The sequence below is a fragment of the Streptomyces sp. S063 genome, assembly GCF_002832675.1.
Lineage (GTDB): Bacteria > Actinomycetota > Actinomycetes > Streptomycetales > Streptomycetaceae > Streptomyces > Streptomyces sindenensis.
On record NZ_CP021707.1, the window covers coordinates 3,935,184 to 3,958,117 of the forward strand.

General features: G+C 71.9%; 22 protein-coding genes and 2 pseudogenes. 5 read left to right on the forward strand and 19 right to left on the reverse strand.

What is annotated here, in order from left to right; genetic code table 11:
* Positions 1 to 6: 6 nt before the first annotated feature.
* The 13 genes and pseudogenes from CCZ36_RS18075 to CCZ36_RS18140 all read right to left on the reverse strand — a co-directional run bounded on the left by CCZ36_RS18075 (position 7) and on the right by CCZ36_RS18140 (position 12,335).
* A complete protein-coding gene (locus tag CCZ36_RS18075) occupies positions 7 to 372 on the reverse strand; it encodes a PH domain-containing protein (protein ID WP_069740743.1) in 366 nt (121 codons plus the stop codon).
* 67 nt (positions 373 to 439) lie between these two features.
* Complete coding sequence (locus tag CCZ36_RS18080) at positions 440 to 2,392, reverse strand: ABC transporter permease (protein WP_128818115.1); 1,953 nt, start codon at positions 2,390 to 2,392, stop codon at positions 440 to 442.
* Between the two features lie 135 nt (positions 2,393 to 2,527).
* Positions 2,528 to 3,349, reverse strand: coding sequence for a molybdate ABC transporter substrate-binding protein (gene modA / locus CCZ36_RS18085; RefSeq protein WP_128818116.1), 822 nt, complete (start codon positions 3,347 to 3,349; stop codon positions 2,528 to 2,530).
* A gap of 84 nt (positions 3,350 to 3,433) precedes the next feature.
* Complete coding sequence (locus CCZ36_RS18090) at positions 3,434 to 3,829, reverse strand: TOBE domain-containing protein (protein ID WP_069737661.1); 396 nt, start codon at positions 3,827 to 3,829, stop codon at positions 3,434 to 3,436.
* Between the two features lie 196 nt (positions 3,830 to 4,025).
* Positions 4,026 to 4,652, reverse strand: a pseudogene (locus CCZ36_RS18095) (VOC family protein); the annotation flags it as partial.
* Between the two features lie 331 nt (positions 4,653 to 4,983).
* A complete protein-coding gene (locus tag CCZ36_RS18105) occupies positions 4,984 to 5,958 on the reverse strand; it encodes a TerC family protein (RefSeq protein ID WP_069737660.1) in 975 nt (324 codons plus the stop codon).
* Positions 5,959 to 5,982: 24 nt separating this feature from the next.
* Positions 5,983 to 6,798, reverse strand: a complete 816-nt coding sequence (locus CCZ36_RS18110; RefSeq protein ID WP_069737659.1) for an enoyl-CoA hydratase/isomerase family protein — start codon at positions 6,796 to 6,798, stop codon at positions 5,983 to 5,985.
* Positions 6,795 to 7,922: a cytochrome P450 gene (locus CCZ36_RS18115; RefSeq protein WP_069737658.1), complete on the reverse strand. Its 1,128-nt coding sequence runs from the start codon at positions 7,920 to 7,922 to the stop codon at positions 6,795 to 6,797. The genes CCZ36_RS18110 and CCZ36_RS18115 overlap by 4 nt, the downstream gene beginning before the upstream one ends.
* A 269-nt stretch (positions 7,923 to 8,191) precedes the next feature.
* A complete protein-coding gene (locus CCZ36_RS18120; protein WP_079149576.1) occupies positions 8,192 to 9,601 on the reverse strand; it encodes a cytochrome P450 in 1,410 nt (469 codons plus the stop codon).
* 104 nt (positions 9,602 to 9,705) lie between these two features.
* The gene (locus CCZ36_RS18125; RefSeq protein ID WP_010071483.1) at positions 9,706 to 10,296 is read right to left on the reverse strand and encodes a GTP-binding protein; all 591 of its coding nucleotides are present in this window, start codon (positions 10,294 to 10,296) and stop codon (positions 9,706 to 9,708) included.
* A complete protein-coding gene (locus CCZ36_RS18130) occupies positions 10,271 to 10,645 on the reverse strand; it encodes a DUF742 domain-containing protein (RefSeq protein WP_030707069.1) in 375 nt (124 codons plus the stop codon). Before CCZ36_RS18130 ends, CCZ36_RS18125 begins: the two co-directional genes overlap by 26 nt.
* The gene (locus CCZ36_RS18135) at positions 10,642 to 11,046 is read right to left on the reverse strand and encodes a roadblock/LC7 domain-containing protein (protein WP_010063113.1); all 405 of its coding nucleotides are present in this window, start codon (positions 11,044 to 11,046) and stop codon (positions 10,642 to 10,644) included. The genes CCZ36_RS18130 and CCZ36_RS18135 overlap by 4 nt, the downstream gene beginning before the upstream one ends.
* Positions 11,043 to 12,335 carry an ATP-binding protein gene (locus tag CCZ36_RS18140; RefSeq protein ID WP_069737657.1) on the reverse strand — a complete coding sequence of 431 codons (1,293 nt, stop codon included), beginning with the start codon at positions 12,333 to 12,335 and terminating at the stop codon, positions 11,043 to 11,045. The genes CCZ36_RS18135 and CCZ36_RS18140 overlap by 4 nt, the downstream gene beginning before the upstream one ends.
* A gap of 441 nt (positions 12,336 to 12,776) precedes the next feature.
* On the opposite strand from CCZ36_RS18140, the gene CCZ36_RS18145 reads away from it, so the two are divergent.
* From CCZ36_RS18145 to CCZ36_RS18160, 4 genes are all read left to right on the forward strand, one after another.
* The gene (locus CCZ36_RS18145; RefSeq protein ID WP_069737656.1) at positions 12,777 to 13,427 is read left to right on the forward strand and encodes a response regulator; all 651 of its coding nucleotides are present in this window, start codon (positions 12,777 to 12,779) and stop codon (positions 13,425 to 13,427) included.
* Between the two features lie 68 nt (positions 13,428 to 13,495).
* On the forward strand, positions 13,496 to 14,632 hold the full coding sequence (locus tag CCZ36_RS18150; protein ID WP_237302689.1) for a sensor histidine kinase: 1,137 nt from the start codon (positions 13,496 to 13,498) through the stop codon (positions 14,630 to 14,632).
* Between the two features lie 262 nt (positions 14,633 to 14,894).
* Positions 14,895 to 15,578: a helix-turn-helix transcriptional regulator gene (locus CCZ36_RS18155; RefSeq protein ID WP_107474809.1), complete on the forward strand. Its 684-nt coding sequence runs from the start codon at positions 14,895 to 14,897 to the stop codon at positions 15,576 to 15,578.
* Between the two features lie 43 nt (positions 15,579 to 15,621).
* Positions 15,622 to 15,807 (forward strand): hypothetical protein, encoded by a 186-nt coding sequence (locus CCZ36_RS18160; protein ID WP_234427873.1) that lies wholly within the window; start codon positions 15,622 to 15,624, stop codon positions 15,805 to 15,807.
* Positions 15,808 to 15,909: 102 nt separating this feature from the next.
* On the opposite strand, the gene CCZ36_RS18165 is transcribed toward CCZ36_RS18160, so the two are convergent.
* The 4 genes from CCZ36_RS18165 to CCZ36_RS18180 are packed head-to-tail and all read right to left on the reverse strand — an operon-like array spanning position 15,910 to position 20,222.
* On the reverse strand, positions 15,910 to 16,794 hold the full coding sequence (locus CCZ36_RS18165; RefSeq protein WP_107474808.1) for an ABC transporter permease: 885 nt from the start codon (positions 16,792 to 16,794) through the stop codon (positions 15,910 to 15,912).
* On the reverse strand, positions 16,791 to 17,567 hold the full coding sequence (locus CCZ36_RS18170; RefSeq protein ID WP_079149573.1) for an ABC transporter ATP-binding protein: 777 nt from the start codon (positions 17,565 to 17,567) through the stop codon (positions 16,791 to 16,793). The genes CCZ36_RS18165 and CCZ36_RS18170 overlap by 4 nt, the downstream gene beginning before the upstream one ends.
* A gap of 19 nt (positions 17,568 to 17,586) precedes the next feature.
* Complete coding sequence (locus CCZ36_RS18175) at positions 17,587 to 19,740, reverse strand: peptidase domain-containing ABC transporter (RefSeq protein WP_128818117.1); 2,154 nt, start codon at positions 19,738 to 19,740, stop codon at positions 17,587 to 17,589.
* An 11-nt stretch (positions 19,741 to 19,751) separates the two neighbouring features.
* Positions 19,752 to 20,222 (reverse strand): lanthionine synthetase LanC family protein, encoded by a 471-nt coding sequence (locus CCZ36_RS18180; RefSeq protein WP_128818118.1) that lies wholly within the window; start codon positions 20,220 to 20,222, stop codon positions 19,752 to 19,754.
* Between the two features lie 113 nt (positions 20,223 to 20,335).
* Between CCZ36_RS18180 and CCZ36_RS18185 the strand changes: the two genes are divergently transcribed.
* The gene (locus CCZ36_RS18185) at positions 20,336 to 20,944 is read left to right on the forward strand and encodes a hypothetical protein (protein WP_128818119.1); all 609 of its coding nucleotides are present in this window, start codon (positions 20,336 to 20,338) and stop codon (positions 20,942 to 20,944) included.
* 273 nt (positions 20,945 to 21,217) lie between these two features.
* On the opposite strand, the pseudogene CCZ36_RS36965 reads toward CCZ36_RS18185, so the two are convergent.
* A pseudogene (locus tag CCZ36_RS36965) lies at positions 21,218 to 22,465 on the reverse strand (type 2 lanthipeptide synthetase LanM); the annotation flags it as partial.
* Between the two features lie 248 nt (positions 22,466 to 22,713).
* Complete coding sequence (locus tag CCZ36_RS18195; protein WP_065486453.1) at positions 22,714 to 22,914, reverse strand: class II lanthipeptide, LchA2/BrtA2 family; 201 nt, start codon at positions 22,912 to 22,914, stop codon at positions 22,714 to 22,716.
* Positions 22,915 to 22,934 lie beyond the last annotated feature (20 nt).

Consider the following 22,934-nt stretch of genomic DNA (forward strand, 5'->3'; position numbering starts at 1 on the left):
GAAGGGCTACCGGGCGACGGACTGCGCGAGGATGGCCTGGACCTCGTAGATGTCGACGCCCTTGGTGAAGGTCTTCTGGATCGGCACCGCGTTGCCCGAGACCCAGATGTTCAGCTCGGCCTCAAGATCGAACGTACCGGCCGTCTCCACGGAGAACTGCGTGATGCTGCGGTACGGGATGGAGCGGTACTCCACCTTCTTGCCGGTGATGCCCTGCTTGTCGACGAGGATCAGCCGCCGGTCCGTGAACAGGATGCTGTCGCGGACCAGCAGGAACGCGGCGTGCACCTGTTCGCCCTGTCCCAGCAGCCGCGCGTAGTCCTGCTGGGCGGCGGCCGGGTCGATCGTGTGGGCGTTGCCGAACAGTGCCATGGGTCCCCGATCCTCGTGGTGATGTACGTACAGGAGTACGTGCGGGGAGGGCAGGTGGTTCCCGGGGCTACAGCGGTACGACCGTCACCTCCGTCGCCTTCACGCTGGTCCAGACGGCGCTCCCGTCGGCGATGCCCAGCTCGGCGGCGGCTGCCGGGGTGATCTCCGCGACCAGGTCCGGTGCCTCGGCCGAGGTGATCAGCAGCCGCAGTCGGCTGCCGCCCGAGGTGATCTCGCGGACCGTGCCCGGCCAGACGTTGCGCGGCGATCCGGTGGGCCGCTCCCGGTGTACGGAGACGGCTTCCGGCGCGATGACCGCGAGGGCGTCCGTGCCCGCCGGGAGGGGTTCGGCGACCACGAGGTGGCCGCCGCCCTCCAGGGCGAGCCCGTCGGCGGTGGCGGCGCCGGGCCAGGCGTTGCGGCCCAGCATCCGGGCCACCCAGGGCGAGCGCGGGTGCCGGGTGACCTGGGCGGGCGGCTCGTCCTGGAGGGCCCGGCCGTCCTCCAGCACCAGAACCCGGTCGGCCAGCGAGACCGCCTCGACCGGGTCGTGGGTGACGATCAGACAGACCCCGCCGAACTCCGCGAGGTGCCCGCGCAGGGTGTGCCGTACCCGGGCCCGGGTGGTCTGGTCGAGGGCGGCGAGCGGTTCGTCCAGCAGCAGGAGGCGCGGGCGGGCGGCGAGCGCGCGGGCCAGGGCGACCCGCTGGGCCTGGCCCCCGGAGAGCTGGGCGGGCTTGCGGTGGGCGAGGTGGCCGACCCCGAGCCGGTCCAGCCAGCCCTGGGCATCGCGACGCGCCTCGGCCCGCGGCACACCGTGGGCGCGGAGCCCGTACGCCGTGTTGGTGAGGGCGCTCAGGTGCGGGAAGAGCGCCCCGTCCTGGGGGACCCAGGCCACGCCCCGGCGGTGCGGGGGGAGGCCGGTGACGTCGTCGTCGCCGAGGCGGAGTTCGGCGCGGGCGCGGGGGGTGAGGCCGAGGAGGGCCCGCAGGAGCGTCGTCTTGCCCGCGCCGTTGGGGCCGACCACCGCGATGGTGGTGCCGGGACCGGCGTCCAGGGTGAGGCGGGTGAAACCGGTGACGTCGGCGTGCAGCGGCCAGGGCTCGGGCGGGTTCTTCTCGAGCAGGTCGGCGGAGGGTTCGGGGAACGGGTCCGGGGCCGTGGCGGCCGGGCCGGCCGCCACGGCACGGCTCGCGGGGTCCCGGTGGTCGCCGGGTGCGCCGGTCCAGCGGCCCCGCAGGGCGACGAGCACGACCATCGCGATGGCCAGGAGCAGCAGCGACACGGAGGTGGCGGCCTCCGGCGAGTCCTGGAGCAGCAGGTAGACCTGGAGCGGCAGGGTCTGCGTGGTGCCGGGGAGGTTCCCGGCGAACGTGATGGTCGCGCCGAACTCGCCGAGCGCCCGTGCCCAGGTCAGGGCGGCTCCGGCGATCAGCCCGGGCGCGACCATCGGCAGCGTCACGGTGAGGAACACCCGGATCGGGGACGCCCCCAGGGACGCGGCGGTCTCCTCGTACCGGGGGCGCAGTCCGCCGAGCGCGCCCTCCAGCGAGATGACGAGGAACGGCATGGCGACGAACGTCGCGGCGAGCACGGCCCCCGAGGTGTGGAAGGGGAGCGTGACGCCGAAGGTGTCCTCCAGCCAGGGGCCGAGCAGCCCGCGCCGTCCGAACGCCAGCAGCAGCGCGACACCGCCGACCGTGGGCGGCAGCACCATCGGCAGCAGCACCAGCGAGCGGACGAACGCCTTGCCGGGGAACGGCACCCGGGCCAGCAACCAGGCCAGCGGCACCCCGAACAGCAGCGAGAGACCCAGCGACCAGAGCGAGACGAGCAGCGAGAGCCGCAGCGCCTCGGTGGTGGCCTCGGCGGTGAGGTGGTCGCCCAGCCCGCCCCAGGAGGTGCGGGCCAGGACCCCGACGAGCGGCAGCATCAAGAACGCCACGGCCAGCAGCGCGGGCACCGTCAGCAGCAGGGGTGCGCGGCTCCCGGGCGTACGGCGGAGCGCCGGTCGTTTCATGGTGACCTCGTCGGGCGGCGGCGGGGGGCGGGCTGTGCCCGGCGGGCCCGTAGGACGGTACGGGCCCGCCGGGACGAGCGGGGTCGTCGGGCGGTGAGCGGGTGTCGGGACGTACGGGGTGCCGGGCGGGCGCGGTTACGGCTGCTGGAAGCCCGCGCCCCGGAGGATCTTCCGCGCCTCGGGCGTGGAGAGCCAGGCGACGAACGCGGTGGCCGCCTCGCCGTGCTTCGACGCCTTCAGTGTGGCGGCCGGGTAGGAGGCGATGGCGTTCTGCGCGTCCGGGATCTCGATCGCGTCGACCCTGTCGGTGGCGGACGCGGCGTCGGTCCTGTAGACGAGCCCGGCGTCCGCCTCGCCCAGCTCGACCTTGCTGAGGACCGCGCGGACGTTGGGCTCCTGGGAGACCGGCTTCACCTCGATCCTCTGCGCGTCGAGGACCTGCTCGCCGTAGCGGCCCACCGGCACCTCGGGGGCGGCCAGGACGACCTTCAGCTTCGGGTCGGCGAGGTCCTCGATGTTCTCGACCTTCTCCGGGTTGCCCTCGCCGACGGCGATGACCAGGCGGTTCTTGGCGATGACGGTGGGCTTGCCGGTGTCGGCGGAGAGGCCGTCCATCGTCGTGGTGTCGGCGGTGACCAGGGCGTCGGCGGGTGCGCCCTGCTTGACCTGGGCGGCCAGCTCCTGGGAGCCCGCGAAGGAGAACGTCACCCTGGTGCCGGGGTTCTTCGCCTCGTACGCGGCCCCCGCCTCCTTGAAGACGTCCGTCAGGGAGGACGCGGCCAGCACGGTCAGATCGGCCTGCGGGGCGCCCGGATCGGACCCCGAGCCGTCGGCCGTGCCCCGGTCCCTGCCCTTCGCGGTGCCGGAGTCGTCGGCGCCGCAGGCGGCGAGCGGCACGAGGAGCGCGGCGGTCAGGACGGCGGCGGCCGCGCGGCGGCGGGTGGGCAGGAGAGACATGAGGGTGAGGCTCCTTGGACGCATGGGCGTGAGGCGCAGGACCCGGGCGTACGCGCGGGTGCGGTACGGGAGTGCGGGGCGGGCTCAGGTGCGGTCGATGTGCACGTTGGTCGACTTCACACGGGCGGTCGCCCGCATGCCGACCTCCAGGCCCAGCTCCTCCACCGCTTCCCGGGTCAGGAGCGAGACGAGCCGGTGAGGCCCGGCCTGGATCTCGACCTGGGCCGCGACGTCGCCGAGTTTCACCGCGGTGACGATGCCGGGGAACGCGTTGCGGGCCGAGGTGTAGGGGGCCTCGTCCTCGCCGCCCGCTCCCTGGCCGACCTCGATCGAGAAGGCGGCCAGCGCGCGGCCGTCGATGACACGGCGGCCGGCCTCGTCGCGATGGGTCGCGACCCGGCCGGCGTCCGCCCAGCGGCGGGCGGTGTCGGGGCTGACCCCGAGAAGTCGTGCTGCCTGGCCGATTGTGTAGGACTGCATGTGCGACACGCTAGGCCAGTTCTGGTGGCATGTGCGATTCTCTGGACGATGTTCCATCGCAGATGCGAGGAGTATCGGAGGAAGCTACGGATGTTCCGGAGCCTGCGGAGGTGCGTGCGTCGGCGCGCCGGGCGGGCGAACGGGCCGCGCCGGTGCTCCGGTCGCGGCCCGTGGGTGGCCGACAGCCGGCGTCAGGTCACGTCGCCGGACTCATCGCCGGCATCTCGCCCTGGGTGGTGGTCACGTCGATCACGGAGAACGCGACGCCCTGAGGGTCGCCGAGCACCGCGAACCGGCCGAACGGGCTGTCCATCGGTCCGTAATGCAGCACCCCGCCGCGCTCGGTCGCCCTCGCCACCGCCGCGTCGCAGTCCGGGACGGCGAAGTACACGTTGACGTAGGAGGGCACCTCGGGCGGGAAGCCGCTGTCCATCGCCATCCGGCCGAGCACCGGCTGCGCCTGGACCTCGAAGACGGCGAAGTCCATCGTCGCGTCGTCCATCTTCCGTTCCGTGTACGGGAAGACCGCAAGGTAGAACGTGTCCACCGCCTTCGCGTCCCGGGTGAAGACCTCGGCCCAGCAGTACCCGCCGGGCGCGCCCATCTCCGTCTCGAAGCCCTCATGAACGTTGCCCTGCCAGATGCCGAACACGGCTCCGCCGGGGTCGCGGGCCAGCGCCATCGTGCCGAAAGCGCCGACCTCCATCGGCTCCACCAGGATCTCGCCGCCGTTCTCGCGGACCCTCGCGGCGGTCGCGGCGGTGTCCCGCGAGGCGAGGTAGAGGCACCAGGACCGAGCTCTGCCTTCGGCCCCCACCCGTGGGGTCCAGGCCAGTCAGCCGGGGGCCGGCCCGCGCGTCGGGCGGACCGGGCCGGGCCGGCCGGGGCGTCAGTGGTGTGAGCGGTGCCGGGCGCGCCACTCCCGGGCGGTGGTGTATTCCGGGCAGTCGGGGTTCTCGCAGGGGCCCGCGCGCCATACCGGGACGAAGATCCCCAGGGACTTGTGGCGGTGGATTTCGGCGGGGACGGACTGTTTGCAGGTGGGGCACATGAAAGCGGCCCGCTGATGAAGGTCACGCTTTTTGCTGTCCATTCACTCACGATAGGCCCGGCAGAGGATTTGGGAAAGTCTTTCCCTTTGCTTTGCCTTCGCCCTATTTGCCCGTATCGGTGCCGGAGGCGTCCGTGCTGTTCCGGTCCGGCGGCGGGCGGCGCATGCTCAGGGTCACCGACACCGCCAGGATGACGACGATCACCGCGAGGCTCACCGGCGACGGAATCTCCGGGATCGAGGTGCTGATCATCTTGTGGCAGGCCTGGAGGACGAGCTTGACCGCGATGAAGGCGAGGATGATCGCCAGGCCGTGGCTCAGGTAGTGGAACCGGTCCAGCAGTCCCGCCAGCAGGAAGTACAGGGCCCGCAGCCCCAGGATCGCGAAGGCGTTGCTGGTGTAGACGATGAACAGGTCGTCGCTGACCGCGAGCACCGCGGGCACGCTGTCGACCGCGAAGATGAGGTCGGCCGCCTCGATCGCGGCGACCACCGCGAGCAACGGCGTGGCGATGCGCCGCCCCTCCTCGCGGACGATGAAATGCGTGCCGGAATACTCGTCCTGGACCGGCATGACCTTGCGCAGCAGCCGTACCGCGTAGCTCTTGCCCGGGTCGAAATTCTCCTCCTGGCCGCTGAGGATTTTATAGCTGCTGTAGAAGAGGATCGCGGCGAAGAGGAACAGGACGAACGTGAAGCGGTTCACCACCGCGACACCGGCGGTCAGGAAGAGCGCCCGGAACACCAGGGCGCCGATGACGCCGAAGAAGAGCACCCGGTGCTGATACTCCCGGGGCACTTTGAAGTACGCGAAGATCAGCGCGAAGACGAAGAGGTTGTCGACCGAAAGGCTCTTCTCCAGCAGCCACGCGGTCGTGTACTCCGTCCCGGCGGTCGTCCCGAGGGTCAGGAAGACGACTCCGCCGAAGACCAGCGCGAGACCGACCCACAGGGCGCTCCACAACCCGGCCTCCTTGAAGCCGATGACGTGCGCCTTGCGGTGCGCCAGGAGGTCGACCGCCAGCGAGACGACGACGGTCACGGCGAACACGATCCACAGCCACACCGGTACGTCCACGCCGGAGACCTCCCACTCGGGTTTTTACGAGTGTGACCCGCCCGTCCCGTCGCCGCCCGCCGGAGAGCGCCGGGTGGCGGCCGCGACCGAGGCCATCAGCTCCGCGTCGAGGAACGAGGGGTCGGCCAGCCGGGTGGCGGCGGCGTAGGAGTTCAGCAGCGCCTTGGTGACCCGCAGCGCGGCCTCCGGGCGGCGGACCACCGGCTTAGCCCAGGCGGCGACCGCGTCGTCCAGTTCCGCCTCGGGCACCACCCGCTGGAGCACCGACAGCTCGCGGGCCTCGGCGGCGCCGAACGCCCGGCCGGTCAGGATCAGCTCGCGGACGCGGGCCGCGCCCACCTCGTGGATCAGCCGGGGCAGCAGCCCGCCCCAGGCGGTCGGCAGCCCGAGCGCCAGCTCCGGCAGCCGGAAGGAGGCGTTCTCCGCGCCGACCCGGAGATCGCAGGCGAGGGCCAGCGCGAACCCCGCGCCGACCGCCTTGCCCTGGACCCGGGCGATCGTCACCGCCCGGCCGCCGGAGAGCGCCTCGCAGACCCGGCGGGCCTTCTCCCCGGCGACCCGGATGCCCCGGCCCGTCGGGTCCTCCTCCAGCCACTGGCCGAACTCGGTGCGGTCCCCGCCCAGGCAGAAGTCGTCCCCCGCCGCGCCGAGCACCAGCACCCGCACCTCCGGGTCCGGGGCGGCGACGACGTCCAGCAGTTCGTCGAGCATCGCCTCGGTCACCGCGTTCCCGCTCGCGGGCGCGTTCAGCTCCACGTGCAGGACGGCGCCCTCGCGCCGGGTGCGTACCGTCGTGGAGCGGTCGTTCGAGGTCAGGAAGTCGGGCAGCGAGAGCTTCACAGCGCCACGCCCAGCGAGGTGATCCGGCGGAAGACCATCCGGGAGGCGTACTGCGGCGGCGCGACCGTCCGCAGGGTGGGGAAACGCTCCAGCATCCGCGCCAGCAGGGTCCGCGCCTCCAGCTTGGCCAGCGCCGCGCCCAGGCAGTAGTGCACCCCGCCGCCGAAGGTGAGGTGGCTGCCGCCGCGCAGGATGTCGAAGCCGTCCGGGTCGGGATTCCGCCGCGGATCGTGGTTGGCCGCTCCGTACAGGACGTGGATCATGCTGTCCTTCTTGATGGAAACGCCGGCCAGGACGGTGTCCTCGGCGGCGATCCGGGTGTTGATGTGAATGGGCGGGTCGTAGCGCAGCACCTCGTCCACGGCCGCGTCGATGTGCTCCGGGTACTGCCGCAGCCACGCCCACCGGGTGGGCTCGGTCAGCAGGTGGGTCATCGAGGTGAGCAGCGTCGCGGTGGTCTCCAGCGAGGCGATGGTGACGAACATGGTGAGCCGGTAGAGGATCTCGTCCGCCTTCTCCCGGTCCGGCTCCATCGCGTCCCAGGTGTGGATCCAGCCGGTGAGCACGTCGTGGCGGGGCTCGGCCCGGCGGCGGGCGACCAGTTCGGTGAAGTACGCGCGCAGCGCCAGGGTCGCCTCGGCGGAGACGGCCAACTGCGACTTGGTGGGGAGCAGTTCCTGGGCGTACACCTGGTTGTGGGTGATCTCCAGAATGTGCGGGTAGTCCTCGGGCGGTATCCCCAGCCAGGAGCCGACGGTGCTGACCGGCAGCTGTTCGCTGACCGTGGAGACGAAATCGGCCTCGCCCCAGCGGAGCTTCTCCGCCAGCTCGTCCAGCAGCCGGTCGGCGTCGCGCTCGACGTCGGGGGCGAGGCGTTCGATGGTGGAACGGTCGAAGAGGTTGCCGAGCGAGCGGCGCTGGCAGGTGTGCTCGGGGGCGTTGAGCCGGGCGAGGGTGGTGGTCATCTCCCGGGTCGCGATCGCGTCCCACTGCTTGGAGTCGTCCTGCCGCTCCTGCCAGGCGAGGTCCGGTGCGAGCCAGTTACGGCCCCTGAGCACCGTGCTGCAGGTGTCGAACCCGGTGACGAAGTATCCGTTCCACGGAGCTCGGACGACGTCACCCATCGTCCGCAGCTCCGCGAGTATTCCGTACGGTTCGGCCTGGCCTCCGGGTGAATTGAGTCTGCGGAGCAGATTGATGACCGCGCGCCGGCCGTCCGGGGTCCTGCTTGTACCACCAGTGATGCTCACGCAGAGTTCCTTGACCTAGGCCCGTGGTTACCGAACTGAACCTACCCCTCCGGATATCTGCGCCAAGCATCGATCTTTGTTGCCCCCGTCACATGCAATCGTCACGAATGCCCGTTCTCACCCGCGAATTGTCGGGCTGTGAGTCATACGCGGAACACGTCCAGGAACGAACTCCACCAGCCCTTCTGCTTCTTGGCCGGCTCCGGTGCGTGACGGGGTGTCACCGGCGGGGAGGCGGGGGCGTTCCGGTACGGGTCGGGAAGCTGGGCCGAGGTCTGGGCCGGCGGCTGCACCCCGGCCGACGCCCGCCGCGCAGCCGTCGGCGTGAACCGTACGGGCAGCGCGATCAGGGCCCGGTGGAACGGGCCCGGACGCCAGGCCACCCCCGAGGCGGGCACGGCCAGCGAGAGGTCCGGGACGGTGTTGAGGATCTTCTCGATCGCGGTCAGCGCGATCAGCGTCGCGGGCGATTTGGCCGGGCACACGTGCGGGCCAGCGCCCCAGGCCAGATGGGCGCCCTTGCTGAGGGTCTGGCGGGCGTCGGTGAGCCCCGGGTCGCTGTTCGCTGCGGCGAAGCTGATCAGGACCGGGGTGTCCGCCTTCAGGACCACCCCGTCCAGCTCGATGTCCCGTACCGGGTAGTGCGTGGCGTAGTTGGCGATCGGCGGGTTGTTCCACAGGACGTCGTCCAGCGCGTCCTCGACGAGCATCCCCGAACCGCGCCGCTCGGGCGCGCCCGGCTGCTCGCCCGCGAGCATCAGCAGCAGCGCGTTGCCGATCAGATTGCGCTCCGGTTCCACACCCGCGCCCATCAGCATCACCAGCTGGTCCTTCAGCTCCTCGTCCCGCAGCCCCGCCGGGTGCTGGATGAGCCAGGAGGTGATGTCGTCGCCGGGCTGGCGGCGCTTGATCGAGACCAGCTCCATCAGGCACTCGGTCAGCTCGGCGTTGGCGCGCAGCACGTCCTCGCCGTCGAAGATCGCCGACATCGAGCGGGTCAGCCGGTCGCCGATGTCACCGGGGCAGCCGAAGAGCTGGTTGAACAGGAGCAGCGGCAGGAGCTTGGCGTACTCGTTGAGCAGGTCGGCCGTGCCGCGCTCGATGAACTGGTCGATCAGGTAGTCGGCGATCCGCTCGACGTCCCGGCTCAGCCGGCTGCTGTTGAGCCGGGCCAGCGACTCGGTGACCGCCTTGCGCAGCCGCAGGTGCTCCGCGCCGTCGGTGAACAGGCAGTTGGGCCGGTAGATCATCATCGGCAGCACCGGGCTGTCCATGGGGACGGCGCCCTCGCGCAGCGCGGCCCAGCGCCGTGAGTCCCGGGCGAACAGCGCCGGGTTCTGGAGGACCCGCAGCGCCGCCTCGTGCTGCACGATCAGCGTGGCGTCCACTCCCGGGGCCAGCTCGATGGGCGCGGCCGGGCCGTGGGTGCGTGCCGCCTCGTAGAAGCGGTGCGGATCGGCGGCGAACTCCGGTCCGTACAGCGACGTCTGCTGCTGGTGCATGGGGCACCCGGCGGGGGCGCTGTACGGGGTGGCTCCCGGCTGCGGATCCATGTCGGCTTCCTCGGTGTGATCGCGGGGCGGTCGGGCCCCGGCTTCGGGTACGTCTACGTCGTGGGGTGCGCGTCGGACCGCGTACGGGCCGGGCCGTGCGCGCGTCAGGTCGCGTGCGTCAGGAGGTGGCGGACCAGGGTGATCAGGGCGTGCGCGGAGGACTTCTGGTCCCGGGCGTCGCAGAAGACGACCGGGGTGTCCGGCAGGAGGTCGAGCGCCTCGCGCAGTTCGTCCTCGGCGTGCTGCGAGTACGGGTCGAAGCTGTTGACGGCGACCGCGTACTCCAGCCCGTACGTCTCCACCAGGTCGATGACGGGGAACGTGTCGGCGAGCCGCGCCGGATCGACCAGGAGCAGCGCGCCCAGCGAACCGCGCGCCATGTCCTCCCACAGCTCCACGAACCGCTGCTGCCCCGGCGTACCGAACAGGTAGAGGACCAGCTCGTCGCTGAGGGTGAGCCGCCCGAAGTCCAGGGCGACCGTCGTCGTCTTCTTGTCGGGCGCGCCGCGCAGGTCGTCGACCTGGGCCGCGGCCTGGGTCATCCGCTCCTCGGTGCGCAGCGGCGTGATCTCGGACAGGGTGCCGATCAGCGTCGTCTTGCCCACCGCGAAGTGCCCGACGACGAGGATCTTCGCCGCGCGCTGGACCGCTTCCGGCACATAGATGCTCTCAGCCGAACCGGACTTGGAGTCCATGCAACACCTCTTCGAGGATCTTCCTGTCAACGAGCTGGGCCGGCGGCGGCGCCTTCCGGCGCAGCAGGTGTCCCTGCTGGTGTAAATCCTGGAGCAGGAGACGGGCCACCCCGACCGGCAGGCCGAGGTGGCCGGCGACCTCGGCCACCGAGAGATAGCCGCCGGAGCACAGCTCCCAGATCGCCTTGACCTCGGGGCTCGGGTTCGGCGGCGGCTGGCTCTCGGGGGCGAGGGTGACCAGCGTGACGAGGGAGAGATCCTCCGCGTCGGGCAGCCCGCGCCCGCCGGTGATGACATAGGACCGGACGAACCCGCTGCTGACCTGCTGCTCCTCGCCCGGCGCCGTCATATCTCGCTGTCCGCGGTTCGGCGGGGCGGTGTGGTCATCGCCTTGCCCAGTGCGGTGACCTGCTGCTGCATCCGGAAGGACATCGCCTCCATGTCCACATCGGCGGCGGCGGTGGCGGCGAGGTAGGCGCCGGTGCCCGCGGCGATCAGGAAGATCCAGCCGTCCTCGTACTCCAGGAGCGTCTGGCGCCATCTGCCCGGGTCACGGGTGCCGATGAAGGGGGCGACGGCCCGGCTGAGGGACTGCATGGAGCTCATGGCCGCGGCGACGGTCTCCGCGTCGTCCCGGCCGATCTCGCTGGAGTTGGCGAGCAGCAGGCCGTCGGCGGACACCAGGATCGCGTGGCGGGCGCCGGGTACCTGGAGCAGGTCGTTGAGTACCCAGGACAGATCGGGGTTCACTGGAACTCGGGTCCTTCCGTCGTCGTCGTGTCGCGCCCGGACCGGGTGCCGCGCTGGAACGCGCCGAGTCGTGACGCGGTCTCCTCGTTGCTGCGCACGGGCCCGGGTTCGGCCGATGGCACCGCGGAGACCGGGCTTTTGCGACGACGCTTCGGCAGCCCCCCGGCGGTGGTGGTGATCTGGGCGAGCGGCTGGGTGGCGGTGTCCGGCTGGGCGCCGGGCGGGAAGAGCGGGGTCGGCGCGGGGGCCGGGCTCGGCGCCTGCGCCTGGGGCTGGGGCTGAGCCGGGGACTGGGCCCTGGCCTGCCACTGGTCGGGCTGCCGGACCTGCGGCGCCGGGGAGAGCGCCGCTTCGGGCGCCTCGGCCGGTGCGGCGGCGGGCGGCGCCTCGGTGGTGAGCAGTTCGTCGGGGATGAGGACCACCGCGCGTACGCCTCCATAGGGGGAAACGGAGTCCACCGAGACCCGGAAGCCGTAGCGGGCGGCGAGCATCCCGGAGACGGCGAACCCGAACTGCGGCGGAATACCGAGGCTGGAGACGCTGATCGCGGCCTGGGGGGAGAGGAGGGCCGCCGCGCGGTCCTTCTCCTCCTGGCCCATGCCGAGACCGGCGTCGTCGACGATGAGGCAGACGCCCGTCGGGACGGCCTGGATGTTGATCTCGACCGGGGTGCCGGGGGCGGAGTAGTTCGTGGCGTTGGCGAGCAGCTCGGCGAGGACCACGGCGACCGGTTCGACCGCGCGGCTGACGACGGAGAAGTTCACCTGGCCGTTGACCCGGACCCGGTCGAAGTGCCGGATACGGCCCTGGGCGCTGCGGGCCACGTCGAAGACGGAGGCCACGGTCTCGCGCCGGCCGAGCCAGCCGCCGCAGAGCACGGCGATGCCCTGGGCGCGCCGGCCGAACTGGCTGTTGGCGTGGTCCACGGCCATCAGATCGGCGAGGATCCCGGGGTCGTCCCCGTACTTGCGCTGGGCCTTCTCGATCACGACCTGCTGCTCGTCGGCGAGGCCCTGGAGGGTACGGACGGCTGCCTTGAGGACGGCCTTGGTCTCCTCCTCGGCGTCCTTGCGGACCTCCGCGAGTTCGGCGGACTGCCGCTGGAGCAGGGTGTTGTGGACGACGTGGAGTTCGTCCCGCTGGTGGAGGAGGGCGTCGCGCTCCTGGCGCAGCTCGGCGTGGTTCCTGCGCAGTTTGACGTTGATCGCGCGAGCGCGCAGAACGGCACCCACGGCGACCAGGGCTACGACAACCAGCGCCCAGACGACAGGGCCCTGTGCAAATGTCATGAGACTCACTTCAAGTGCCATGGCGGAAACGGCTTGACACCCCGTCATGCGGCACGCAGTCAGGGCTCGTTCGCCACGACCGTGCGCCGCTTCGGGAGGTGCCCCTCCGAAGGTGGGGCCGAGGAATCCATTCCTCCCGGAATGCCCCCATACGCCATCAGCCCACTGGAAGTAAGATGATCTTATCATCGGCCACGCGACGGAATGTCAAGGCCGCCACGCCCATGGCTACTTGACGCACAACGTTCACGTTGCGGAGATCTGGGGGAGGGGCTCCCGATGCCGCCGGTGCGACGGCCGGCCCGCCCGGGAGGTGCGGCGGGCGCGGCCGCCGACGGGAGCGGGAAGGTCTGGAATTCAACATTCCGCTTCCCCTGGAGTGCTCCCCGCTCCTGCCGTACCCTTCGGTGATTCCTGGTCGGCCGGGCGGAGGGGAGCGTCGTGATTCGGGTTGCCGTCGTGGACGACGAGCAGCTGGTCCGGTCCGGGCTGAAATTGATCTTGGGAGCGGCCCCGGACATCGAGGTGGTCGCCTGCTGCGACGGGACCGACGCCGTCGATCGTGTACGGGAGCTGCGCCCCGATGTCCTGCTGCTGGACATCCGGATGCCCGAGGTCGACGGGCTGACCGTGCTGCGGCAGGTGGGCGCGCTGACGGCGCCGCCCGCCGTGGCGATGCTGACCACCTTCGACGCGGGCCGGCACATCGAGGACGCGCTGCGCTCGGGGGCGGTCGGTTTACTGATGAAGAACACGGCCCCGGAACAGCTCGTCCACGCGGTCCGCGTGCTGGCCGCCGGCGGCCGGATTCTGGCGCCCGAGGCGGTCGGCCCCGTGATCGAGGGCTACCTCGCCGCGGGCCGGGGCAAGGGTGCGGCCGACCGCACCGGGGCCCTGACCGACCGCGAGGGCCAGGTGCTGGCCCTGGTCGGCGCGGGCCTGTCCAACCGGGAGATCGCCCGTGAGCTGCGGCTCTCCCACGGCACGGTGAAGGACCACGTCAGCTCGGTGCTGTCCAAGCTGGGCGGGGTTAACCGGGTCCAGGCGGCGGTGCTCGCGGACCGGGCGGGCCTGATCGACGGGGCGTTGTGAGCCGGTCCGATCGGCGGGGCGCGGGGGGCCGATCCGGCCGGCGGGGTGTCATGACGTACGTCCGCCGCATGTCTCTCACCTGCCGTACGTCTCTCACCTCCCGCCGGACGCGGGCCGTCGGCCGTGCCGCCGTGCCGGTCGGGATCGCCGTGGGCGACGGTCTCCTCGTCAACGGCTTCGGGACCGGACCCGGCCTCTGGGTCGCGCTCGCCGCGGCGGGCGCGCTGGTGCTGCGGCGGCGGTGGCCCGAGGTGGTGCTGCTCGTCGGCCTGCCCGGCATGTACGTCGGCCACCTGGCCTTCGCCCCGCTGATCGCGCTCTACTGCCTCGCCGACCGCCGCCGCAACGTGGCCGTCGGAGCCGTGGGCGCCGTCGCGGTCGCCCTGGCGCAGTTCCTGCCGTACCCGGTCACGGACCTGCCGGAGCTCGCGGTCGACCGGGAGACCCTGATCATGGCGATGGACTCCTGCGTCCTGGCCGTCGGGGCGCTGGTCCTGGGGCGTACGGCCCGGGTGCGCCGCGAGCGGCAGCGGGAGCTGGCGGAGGGCCGGGAGCGCGAGCACCGGCTCCTCGCCGAGCGGACCCTGTCCACCGAACGGGCCTGGCTGGCGCGGGAGATGCACGACGTCGTCGCCCACCAGGTCAGCCTCATCAGCCTCCAGGTCGGGGCGCTCCAGGTCGGCGAACCGGACGCGGCCACCGTACGGTCGACCGCCGGGACCGTCCGCGAGCTCTCCGTGAAGACCCTCACCGAGCTCCAGCACATGGTGGGCGTCCTGCGGGCGGCCGGCGGTCCCGCGCCCGGCCTCGACCCGCAGCCCCGGCTCACGGACCTGCCCGCCCTGGTCCGCGACTGCGGTCTGCGCGTCACCCTCGCCGCCCCGGACACCCCCGGCCACTGGTCGCAGGCGGTGGAGCGGGCCGCCTACCGGACGGTCCAGGAAGCCCTCACCAACGTGACCAAGCACGCCCCCGGCGCCGAGGTGGACATACGGGTCCAGCCTCTGGACGGCGGTCTGCGGGTCGACGTCCGCAACACCGCCGACGACGGTTCCGCCGCCCCCCTCGGCCTGCCCGCCGGCGGCCACGGTCTCATCGGTCTGCGCGAACGGGCCCTGCTGCTCGGCGGCACCTTCGAAGCCGGGCCCGAGCCGGGCGGCGGATTCCGGATCCAGGCCGTGTTTCCTTCCCGGCAGACTTTCTGAGGGTGTGTCCACCGGCACGGAATCCGTCTTTCCGGTCCTTCTCCGGGAGGAGATCGAAGATCCCGGACCCCGCCGACCGGCGGGGGGTGCCCCCGTCAATTGACCGGATAATTCGGACCCCGCTCCCTTAAGTGTATGGCTGCTTGCTGTCATTTCCCTGGGAAAGATAGGATCGCTGCGCGCCTTGACCAGCGCACGCCGTGCGGGGGCCGTCGTGACGGATCCGCCCTGCCGGCGGCCGTACGGGGGAAGTAGGGCAGAAATGGCAGATGACTGTATAGCCGTGGGGCTGATGGTCGCCAGATTGTCGTTGCGGCGGAGACTCACCCGGCTCTTCGCCCATCGTGGCTGGAACGCCGTCGCGTGCGAGGGGGCCGGGGGGCTCCTGTCGTCCGGCGACCGGTCCGGCGTCTCGTCGGGGGTTTCGCCCGGGCTTCCGTCCGGGGTTTCGTCCGACGTTCTGGTCGTCGACATCGACCGGCTCGACGAGATACGGGGCACCACGCCGGTCGTGGCGCTGACCTACGGCTCGGAGATCGACCGTCTCGGAGCGGTGAAAGCCGACGTCCGCGCGGTCGTGGACCGGGACGACCTGGACGAGGCCTTCCTGGAGGCCGTGCAGGAGGTCGCCGCCGGGCACGGGTGGATATCGCCCACGCTCGTCCGTCCGCTGCTGCGCGGGCAGCCGTCGGCACCGGCGGGGGCCGTCCGGCCGACCGTCGTTCCCGCACAGGTGCACCGGCCGGGCCGGCCGCACGATCCGGCCCTGACGGCACGGGAGTACGAAGTGGTCTCCCTGGTGTCGAAGGGAATGAACAACAGTGAGATCGCCGGCGCCCTCTATATCGCGGAGAGCACCGTGAAGTTCCATATGTCGAACATTCTGCAGAAGACCGGATTCCGTAACCGCGGTCAGCTCGTGGCGCGTATGCCGGTGGCCGGCTGAACCGGCCGCACACAACATGGAGGAGACCGTCATGGGAAATGTCGTGGGGAAGAAGAAGGAAGCCCTTCGCTGGGCGCCGGTGGTCATTCTGCTGGTGTTCGCGCTGATCGCGCCGCTCTTCGGGGACAGCCCGACCGGCGTGGTGATTCCGCTTCTGCTCGCGGTGATGCTCGCGGGTGTCAATGTCACGGTGCAGAAGAAGGAGCGTTCGGCCGGCGGAACGGAGTGATCCGGGCGGGGGAATGACGACGCGTGCCGGGGCCGCCGCACCTGACCAGTGCGGCGGCCCCGGCATGGCATCGGTCATGAAGCCCCGGTCACGGCGTTCCCGTCACGAGGCCTCGTACCGGGTGAAGCGCGTCGCGCCCACCGCCCCGATCACCACCGCGTAGAGGAACAGGACCAGGAAGCCGAGGCCCTGCGAACCGCCGTCCGCCTCCGCCGCGGCCGTCATGATCGTGCCGCCGCCCGCCAGGTCGCCCGCCCCGCCGGGAAGCAGGTTGCCCAGCTCCGCGTTGCCGAGCGAGGAGGCGAGGATCCGCAGGGTCGGCTCCACGAACTGCGTCACCAGCAGGATGCCGACGATCGCCGCCACCTGGTTGCGCACCAGCGCACCCACGCCGACGCCGATCGCGCCCCACAGGGTCATCACCAGCACGCTGCCGCCCAGCGCGCCGAGCACCGTGCCGTCCGTGAGGTACGTCGGCTTCCCGTGCCCCGCCAGCAGCGCCGCTGCCACCAGGGCGCCGGAGAGCACCGCCACCGCTCCGTAGACGAACGCCGTGCCCAGCCCGACGACGAGTTTGGCCCCGTACACACGGGCCCGGCGCGGCTCGGCCAGCAGCGTCGCCGAGATCGTGCGCGCGTGGTACTCCTGCGTCACCGTGATCACACCGATGGCCAGCGGGAAGACGTACGCGAGCGCCACCGGCAGGTTGTACGCCGGTACGGCGTCGCCCGCCGCGCCGAAACTCAAGGGGCTGCGCGGGGCGTTGAGGCCGCCGAAGACGATCAGCGCGGTGAATCCGGCACCGCACGCGACGACCGCGAGCAGCAGGATCCACCACAGCCGGGTCGTGGTCAGCTTCAGCACCTCGGACCGCAGGAGATCGGCCGTGGAGACCGCGCCGGAGCCGGGTGCGGAGTCCGTGGCCGGGCTCGCGCCCCGGCCCGTCCGCGCCACCGCAGCCGTGCTCGTACCCGTACCCGTGCTCATGCCCGTACTCCGTTCCCGGCCCGTGTCAGCCGCAGGAAGGCCGACTCCAGGCGTTCGCCCGGCTCCAGCAGACCGTCGAGAGGGCCGCTGATCAGCAGCCGCCCGTGATGCATCAGCAGGACGTCGTCCACCGTCTGCTCCATCTCGCCGAGCAGATGGCTGGAGAGCAGCACCGTCCGGCCCGAGGCCGCGAAGTCCCGCAGGAACTCCCGTAGCCACAGCATCCCTTCGGGGTCCAGGCCGTTGGCCGGCTCGTCCAGGATCAGCAGCTCCGGATCGCCCAGCAGCGCCGAGGCGAGGGAGAGGCGCTGCTTCATGCCCGTCGAGTACCCGGCGACCGGCCGGTCCGCCGCACCCGACAGGCCCACGTCCGCCAGCAGCCGGTCGACCCGTTCGGGACCGCAGCCGGCGGCCGGTGCGTAGCAGCGCAGATGGCCCCGTCCGGTACGGCGGCCGACGAACGCCCCGCCGTCCAGGCCGACCCCGATCCGCCGCGTGGGGGCGGCGAGCCCGGCGTACGGGCTGCCCCACAGCAGTGCGCTGCCCCCGGTCGGGCGGATCAGCCCGAGGATCATGCGCAGAGTCGTCGTCTTGCCCGCGCCGTTGGGGCCGAGGAAGCCGGTGACACGGCCCGGCCGTACGTCGAAGGAGACCCCGTCGACGGCTCTCGTGCCCCGGAACTCCTTCTGGAGATCCCGGACCGTGATCACCTGCTGCCGCGCGTCCTGTCGGTTCTGCGTGTGGTCCTGCGTGGTGTGCGCGTCCTGTGCCATGCGGCGGTTCCTCCTTCTCTTATCGGACCGTGTTGAGGTCGACCTGGGAGCGGACCAGGTCCCGGTACGGGCCGGGTTCGGTGATCAGCTCCTCGTGGCGGCCGGTCTGGACGACCCGGCCGTGCTCCAGCACCACCACGAGATCGGCGTTCACGATGGTCGACAGCCGGTGGGCGATGATGATCCGCGTGCACTCCAGCCGGTCCAGCGCGGCGGCGATCCGGGACTCCGTGACGGTGTCCAGCGCGCTCGTCGCCTCGTCGAGCACGAGGACGCGGGGGCGGCGGGCGAGCGCGCGGGCGAGCGCGATCCGCTGGCGCTGGCCGCCGGAGAGGCTGCCGCCCATCTCGCGGACCGGGGTGTGGTAGCCCAGCGGCATCGCCGCGATGTCGTCGTGCACATGCGCCTGGCGCGCGGCGTCGACGACCGCCTCCATCGTGGCGTCGGGGACCCCGAAGCGGATGTTGTCCGCGATGCTGCGGTTGCTGAGGACGATGTCCTGCGGGACGTACGCGGCGTTCCGGTAGAACGTGTCGGCGTCGATCTCGCCGATCGACACCCCGTCGTAGAGGACGTCGCCGGACCGGATCGGGTACAGACCCATGAGGAGTTTGCCCAGCGTGCTCTTGCCCGAGCCGGAACTGCCCACGATCGCGACCCGTTCGCCGGGCCGGATGTCGAACGTGACGTCCGCGAGGGCCGGGGTGCGGGAGCCGGGGTAGGAGAACCCGACGTTCCGCAGTCGCACCGCGCCCCGCACGGCGACCGGCCGGTCGCCGAACGCCCCCGGGTCCTCCGGCTGGTGGAGGATGTCGCCGACCCGCGCGACCTGCGCGTTCGCCGTGATCAGCTGGGTGAACGCGCCGGACAGCGACATCACCATGCCGAGGCTCGTCGCGGTCAGGGTCTGCGCCGCCACGGCCGAACCGAGGTCCAGCGAACCGTTCAGCACGAGCCACAGCCCCACCGCCAGCACCAGCAGCGGACCGAACACCTGGAACACCGCGTAACCGCTGGTCGCCACGCCCTGGAGGACGATCCGCCGCCGGGTCTGTTCCATCCCCGCCGCGTAGACCCGCTGCCAGTCCCGGAAGAAGGTGCCGGTCATCCCGGAGACCTTCAGCGTCTCGATCGAGGACAGCGCCTCCATCTGGAGCGAGGAGGACTTCGTCGTCTCGCTGATCTCCCGCTCGGTGATCCGCCGGATCGGCCGGTACGTCCCCACGGCCACGGCCAGCATGGTCAGGAAGACCGCGAACGCCGTCGCCCCGAGGGTGAACGAGCGGTAGAACATGTAGCTGAAGATCGCGATCAGGCTGCCGAGATCGAGGAGTACCACCGACAGCTGGCTGGAGATCATGTCCCGTACGGACGTGATGCTGGAGAGCCGGTAGAACAGCTCCCCCTGCGAGCGGTTGGCGAAGTACTTGTAGGGCAGTTCCAGCAGCCGCCGGAACGTCTTCCCCATCATCGCCTCGCCCAGGCTCCGGATCACGGACGCCAGCGCCACCGTTCTGAGCAGCGAGAGCAGGAAGAACACCGTCATCGGGGCGAGGAACGCCACCAGGACCAGGGCGATCGGGGCCCTCTCCAGATAGCCCGCGTAGTCGTTGACCGCGTACTGGGTGGCGATCGGCATGAAGATGGTGAAGGAGTACAGCACCAGGGACATCAGGAACGCCTGGAGCAGCGGCTTCCGGGCGCCGGTCAGAGAGCGCAGGAACTCCCGCCAGACACTGGGCTCCCGGTGCCGCTCGGGCCGGTGGTCCGGCGTCGGTACGGCTTCGAGCGCGAGGCCGGAGTAGTGCTCGGCGAACTCCTCCGCCGAGTACCTCCGCCGCCCGCCGCCCGGGTCGACGACGGTCACCCGGTGCTCGTCGATCTCCTCGACGACCACGACATGGCTGTCGTCCCAGTACGCGATGAGCGGCAGCTCCAGCTGATCGAGCCGCTCCACCCCGGCCCGGAACGCCCGCACCTCGAAGCCCCGGCCGCGCAGGATGGCCGCGATCTGCTTGATGGTGAGGCCGTCGCGCCCCACCTCGTGGTCCCGGCGCAGCCCGGCCACCGAATCGCGGGAGCCGTACGCCGAGAGGATCATCGCGATGCAGCACAGACCGCATTCGGCCTGGGCGAACTGCTGGACCTCGCGGACCCGTCGGACTCTGCGCATACGCCATGCCATCAGCGGCCTCCGAGGCAGCGGGGAAGGCCGGTTCCGGGGTGGTCGAGCATCGCCTGGGCGGCGAACCAGCCGGAGAGGCCGAGGAAGTAGGACGGCAGGAGGGGTTCGGTGCCGATCCCGCAGGACCAGCCGCCGTTCCCGTACCGGTCGAGGAAGGCGGTGTGCAGCGCGGCGGCCGCGTCGCGCAGGTCGGGCCGGGCGAGCAGGTCCGCCAGGTGGCACAGGACCGCGATCCGGCCGGCGAGCCCGTGGCAGAGGCTGAGGTCGGGGGCGATCGCGGTGCTCCGTCCGGCCCCGGCGGGCTCCGTGACGCGGGCGATCTCCGGGGCCACGGCTTCCGCGATCCGGCCGGCCGGTTCGCCGAGGGCGGTGAGCAGAGCGGCGTGCGCGTACGCGATGCCCGCGTACCCCTTGCACCAGCCGCCGTTGCCGCCTCCGTCCCCCGGTCGCGCAGGCCCGCGTCCTGCCAGCGGTGGCGACCGTACGCCTCGGCGAACCGCTCCAGATGGGCGCGGGCGCCGCTGTCCTCGTCGAGGCCCGCCGCGACCATCGCTGACAGGGCGGTGATCCGGCCGAACCTGCCGTGGGCCAGGCCGAGTTCATCCCCCTCGGGGTGCTCGGCCGGGTCGCCGTCCACCGTGACGAGGCGGCGCAGCAGCCGTTCGGCCCCGGCCCCGGTGACCTCGGTCGCGCCGTGCTCGGTGTGGGCGGCGAGGTGGACGAGGTAGCCGCCGTAGCCGTTGAGGTGGTCGAAGTCGGCGGCGGAGAGGCCGTCGACGTCGAACGCGCCCTGGCCCGGGTGGAACCGGACGTGCTCCTCGCCCGCCCGGAACCGGGCGTCGGGCGAGGTCAGCCGCCGGATCTCCCAGTCGGTCACCAGGTCGGAGAGCGCGCCGGTGAACGGCGACATCGACAGCGGCGTCCCGTCGAGCACGGCCGGCCGGGAGCGCACGGCCGAGGCGCAGACCCGCTCCGGGTCCACACCCACGGGGGACACGCCGGTGCGGGCCGCGCTCTGCGCGAGGTGCAGCAGCAGCCCGCCGCCGTCGTACAGCGTCGCGTCGATGCCGCCGAGGCGGAGCCCGTCGCCCCGGAGGCGGGGCGTCAGCCAGGTCGGGGCGTCCGCCCCGCCGACGACGAGGTCGCCGAGCAGGGCGTGCCAGCCGGCCGGGTCGGCGAGGTGGACGGGTGAGGTGGTCGGGGCGGGCCCGGTGGCGGGCTCCCGTCGCTCCCACACGTCGTCGGCGGAACCGGCGAGTGCGTAGCGGAGGTAGAGCGGGTCGCGGTCGGCGGGCCGGGCGAAGAACGATCGTACGGCGGCGAGCGCGGACTCACGGGGTGTGAGCCGGGCGGCGCTGCGGATCTCCTCGTCGAAGTCGCCGCGCAGCAGCCCGGAGTCGCAGTCCACGGTGAAGAACGGCACATCGAGGTCGAGGAGGGCGGCGACCTCCTCCCGGTGGACCGCGTCGGCCGATGCGGCGGCGGTGCCCCGGTAGTGGCGCGGAAGTTTCCCGAGCAGCTCGGCCCGGTCCTGCCGGCTGCCCAGGTGCACGGGGTGCGTGGAGGCCTCCAGGAACCGGGCGTAGACGTAGGTCGGGCGGACGACCTGGCGCACGGCCCACCCGGCGGATTCCCGTACGGTCGCTTCCACGGCGTCGCGGTGGGCGGCGAGCAGGGTGCGGGCCTCGCGGAATCCGGCGACGAGCTCGTCCGTCCAGCGGCGCGGGTCCAGCGGCTCGCCCGCCACGGTGGCCATGTTGGAGCCGTGCTCGACGACGACCTGGCTGCGGTCGAAGCGGATGTCGTCCGTGCCCGCGTCCACGACCAGGTACGACTGGAGGTGCTCGGAGGCCCCGGGCCGCACGCAGCCGATCCCGGAGATGTCCACGTCCAGCTTGGATGCGGCGTAACGGGCGGGAAAGAGCAGGGTGTTGAGCACCGAGTGCTCGATGTCGCGGTTGAGGGCGGCCGCGGCCGGCATCGAACCGCCCTGCTCCGGTGCGGTGTTGGGCAGCGACACCAGGGTCTCGGTGTCGATGACGACCGGGCCGGCCGGGGTGGCGATGATGTTCTCGTGGTGCAGGTCGGTGGCGCCCAGCATCGACAGGAGCGCGGCGGACCGGCCGAAACGGCGGAAGTAGCGGGCGCTGTGCTCCGCCGTACCGTCGAGGTCGGCGTGGACCACGAACTCCTGCCAGACGTGCGCGGGCCGAACGAGGGTGCGGGGGTGCAGCGGACCGAAGAACGAGCCGTCCGCGTCGAGGAGCGTACGCAGCGAGGTCAGGAGCTGCTGGCAGTTGTCCTGCTGCGGCTTGTACACGGCCCGCGTGCCGTCGTCCCGGACCACCAGGCAGACGGTCCGCCCGCCCCGGTGGGCGTCGCCGAGGCCCGGGGTGACCGAGACGATCCGGCCGGGCCCGCCGAGGAGCGCGTCCAGCTCCGCCCGGTCCGCGACGGCGGCGTGCAGCACGTCGGCCACCGTGCGTGCGGTACGGGCGGTGGCGAGGCGCAGCAGCCGGTCCAGCTCGGGGAAGCGGTCGAGCACCGCCTGGCGGCCGGTGGCCCGGGCGAGGCGGGCGTGGAACGCCTCGTACCCGGTGTCCTGGGCGCGGAAGGAGGCGATGAGGGTGCGGACGCCGGTCTCGACGCAGAGGCCCATGAGCGAGCGGAGCGCGGACTCGGCGACCCCGGCGAGGTCGGCTGTGTCCTCCATCGTGTCCGGGCCCGGGAGGGCGGCGGCGAGCCCGGCGACGCGCTGGGCGCCGTCCCGCAGATACGGCGTGTAGAACGCGCCGAAGACGTCTGACCTCTCGTCGGTGATGCGCCGCACCAGGTCGTCGAGGAACGCGTCGCTCAGTTGCACTCGGGGACTCTCTTGCCGTCGTCGAAGGTGGGAGGGTGGGGACGGGCGCCCCGGAAGTACCAGTTCCGGGGCGCCCGCACCGCACCGGCTCAGCGGGTTCAGCAGCGCTTGGTGCAGCCGCTCGTCGGGCAGCCGCCCTGCATCGCGGCGCTGGCGCCGACGATCACGGTGGTGACGGCGGTGGCCGGGACGATGGTGGGCGTGATGCCCGCGGCCAGCGAGTCCGGCGCGTCCGCGAGCTCGACGAGCTCGTCGGCGCTGACGTATCCGGTGGCGTCGTTCATGGCGATGTCGCCCATGACGGTTCCTCTCTGTTCTT

Excerpts from the sequence above, each read along its gene's own strand:
- CCZ36_RS18150 (WP_237302689.1), top strand. The coding sequence starts at position 13,496 with ATGTCTCTCACCTGCCGTACGTCTCTCACCTCCCGCCGGACGCGGGCC.
- CCZ36_RS18115 (WP_069737658.1), bottom strand. The coding sequence starts at position 7,922 with ATGGGTGACGTCGTCCGAGCTCCGTGGAACGGATACTTCGTCACCGGG.
- CCZ36_RS18120 (WP_079149576.1), bottom strand. The coding sequence starts at position 9,601 with ATGGATCCGCAGCCGGGAGCCACCCCGTACAGCGCCCCCGCCGGGTGC.
- CCZ36_RS18175 (WP_128818117.1), bottom strand. The coding sequence starts at position 19,740 with ATGCGCAGAGTCCGACGGGTCCGCGAGGTCCAGCAGTTCGCCCAGGCC.
- CCZ36_RS18130 (WP_030707069.1), bottom strand. The coding sequence starts at position 10,645 with ATGACGGCGCCGGGCGAGGAGCAGCAGGTCAGCAGCGGGTTCGTCCGG.
- CCZ36_RS18195 (WP_065486453.1), bottom strand. The coding sequence starts at position 22,914 with ATGGGCGACATCGCCATGAACGACGCCACCGGATACGTCAGCGCCGAC.
- CCZ36_RS18155 (WP_107474809.1), top strand. The coding sequence starts at position 14,895 with ATGGCAGATGACTGTATAGCCGTGGGGCTGATGGTCGCCAGATTGTCG.
- modA (WP_128818116.1), bottom strand. The coding sequence starts at position 3,349 with ATGTCTCTCCTGCCCACCCGCCGCCGCGCGGCCGCCGCCGTCCTGACC.
- CCZ36_RS18075 (WP_069740743.1), bottom strand. The coding sequence starts at position 372 with ATGGCACTGTTCGGCAACGCCCACACGATCGACCCGGCCGCCGCCCAG.
- CCZ36_RS18140 (WP_069737657.1), bottom strand. The coding sequence starts at position 12,335 with ATGACATTTGCACAGGGCCCTGTCGTCTGGGCGCTGGTTGTCGTAGCC.
- CCZ36_RS18080 (WP_128818115.1), bottom strand. The coding sequence starts at position 2,392 with ATGAAACGACCGGCGCTCCGCCGTACGCCCGGGAGCCGCGCACCCCTG.
- CCZ36_RS18170 (WP_079149573.1), bottom strand. The coding sequence starts at position 17,567 with ATGGCACAGGACGCGCACACCACGCAGGACCACACGCAGAACCGACAG.
- CCZ36_RS18090 (WP_069737661.1), bottom strand. The coding sequence starts at position 3,829 with ATGCAGTCCTACACAATCGGCCAGGCAGCACGACTTCTCGGGGTCAGC.
- CCZ36_RS18165 (WP_107474808.1), bottom strand. The coding sequence starts at position 16,794 with ATGAGCACGGGTACGGGTACGAGCACGGCTGCGGTGGCGCGGACGGGC.
- CCZ36_RS18125 (WP_010071483.1), bottom strand. The coding sequence starts at position 10,296 with ATGGACTCCAAGTCCGGTTCGGCTGAGAGCATCTATGTGCCGGAAGCG.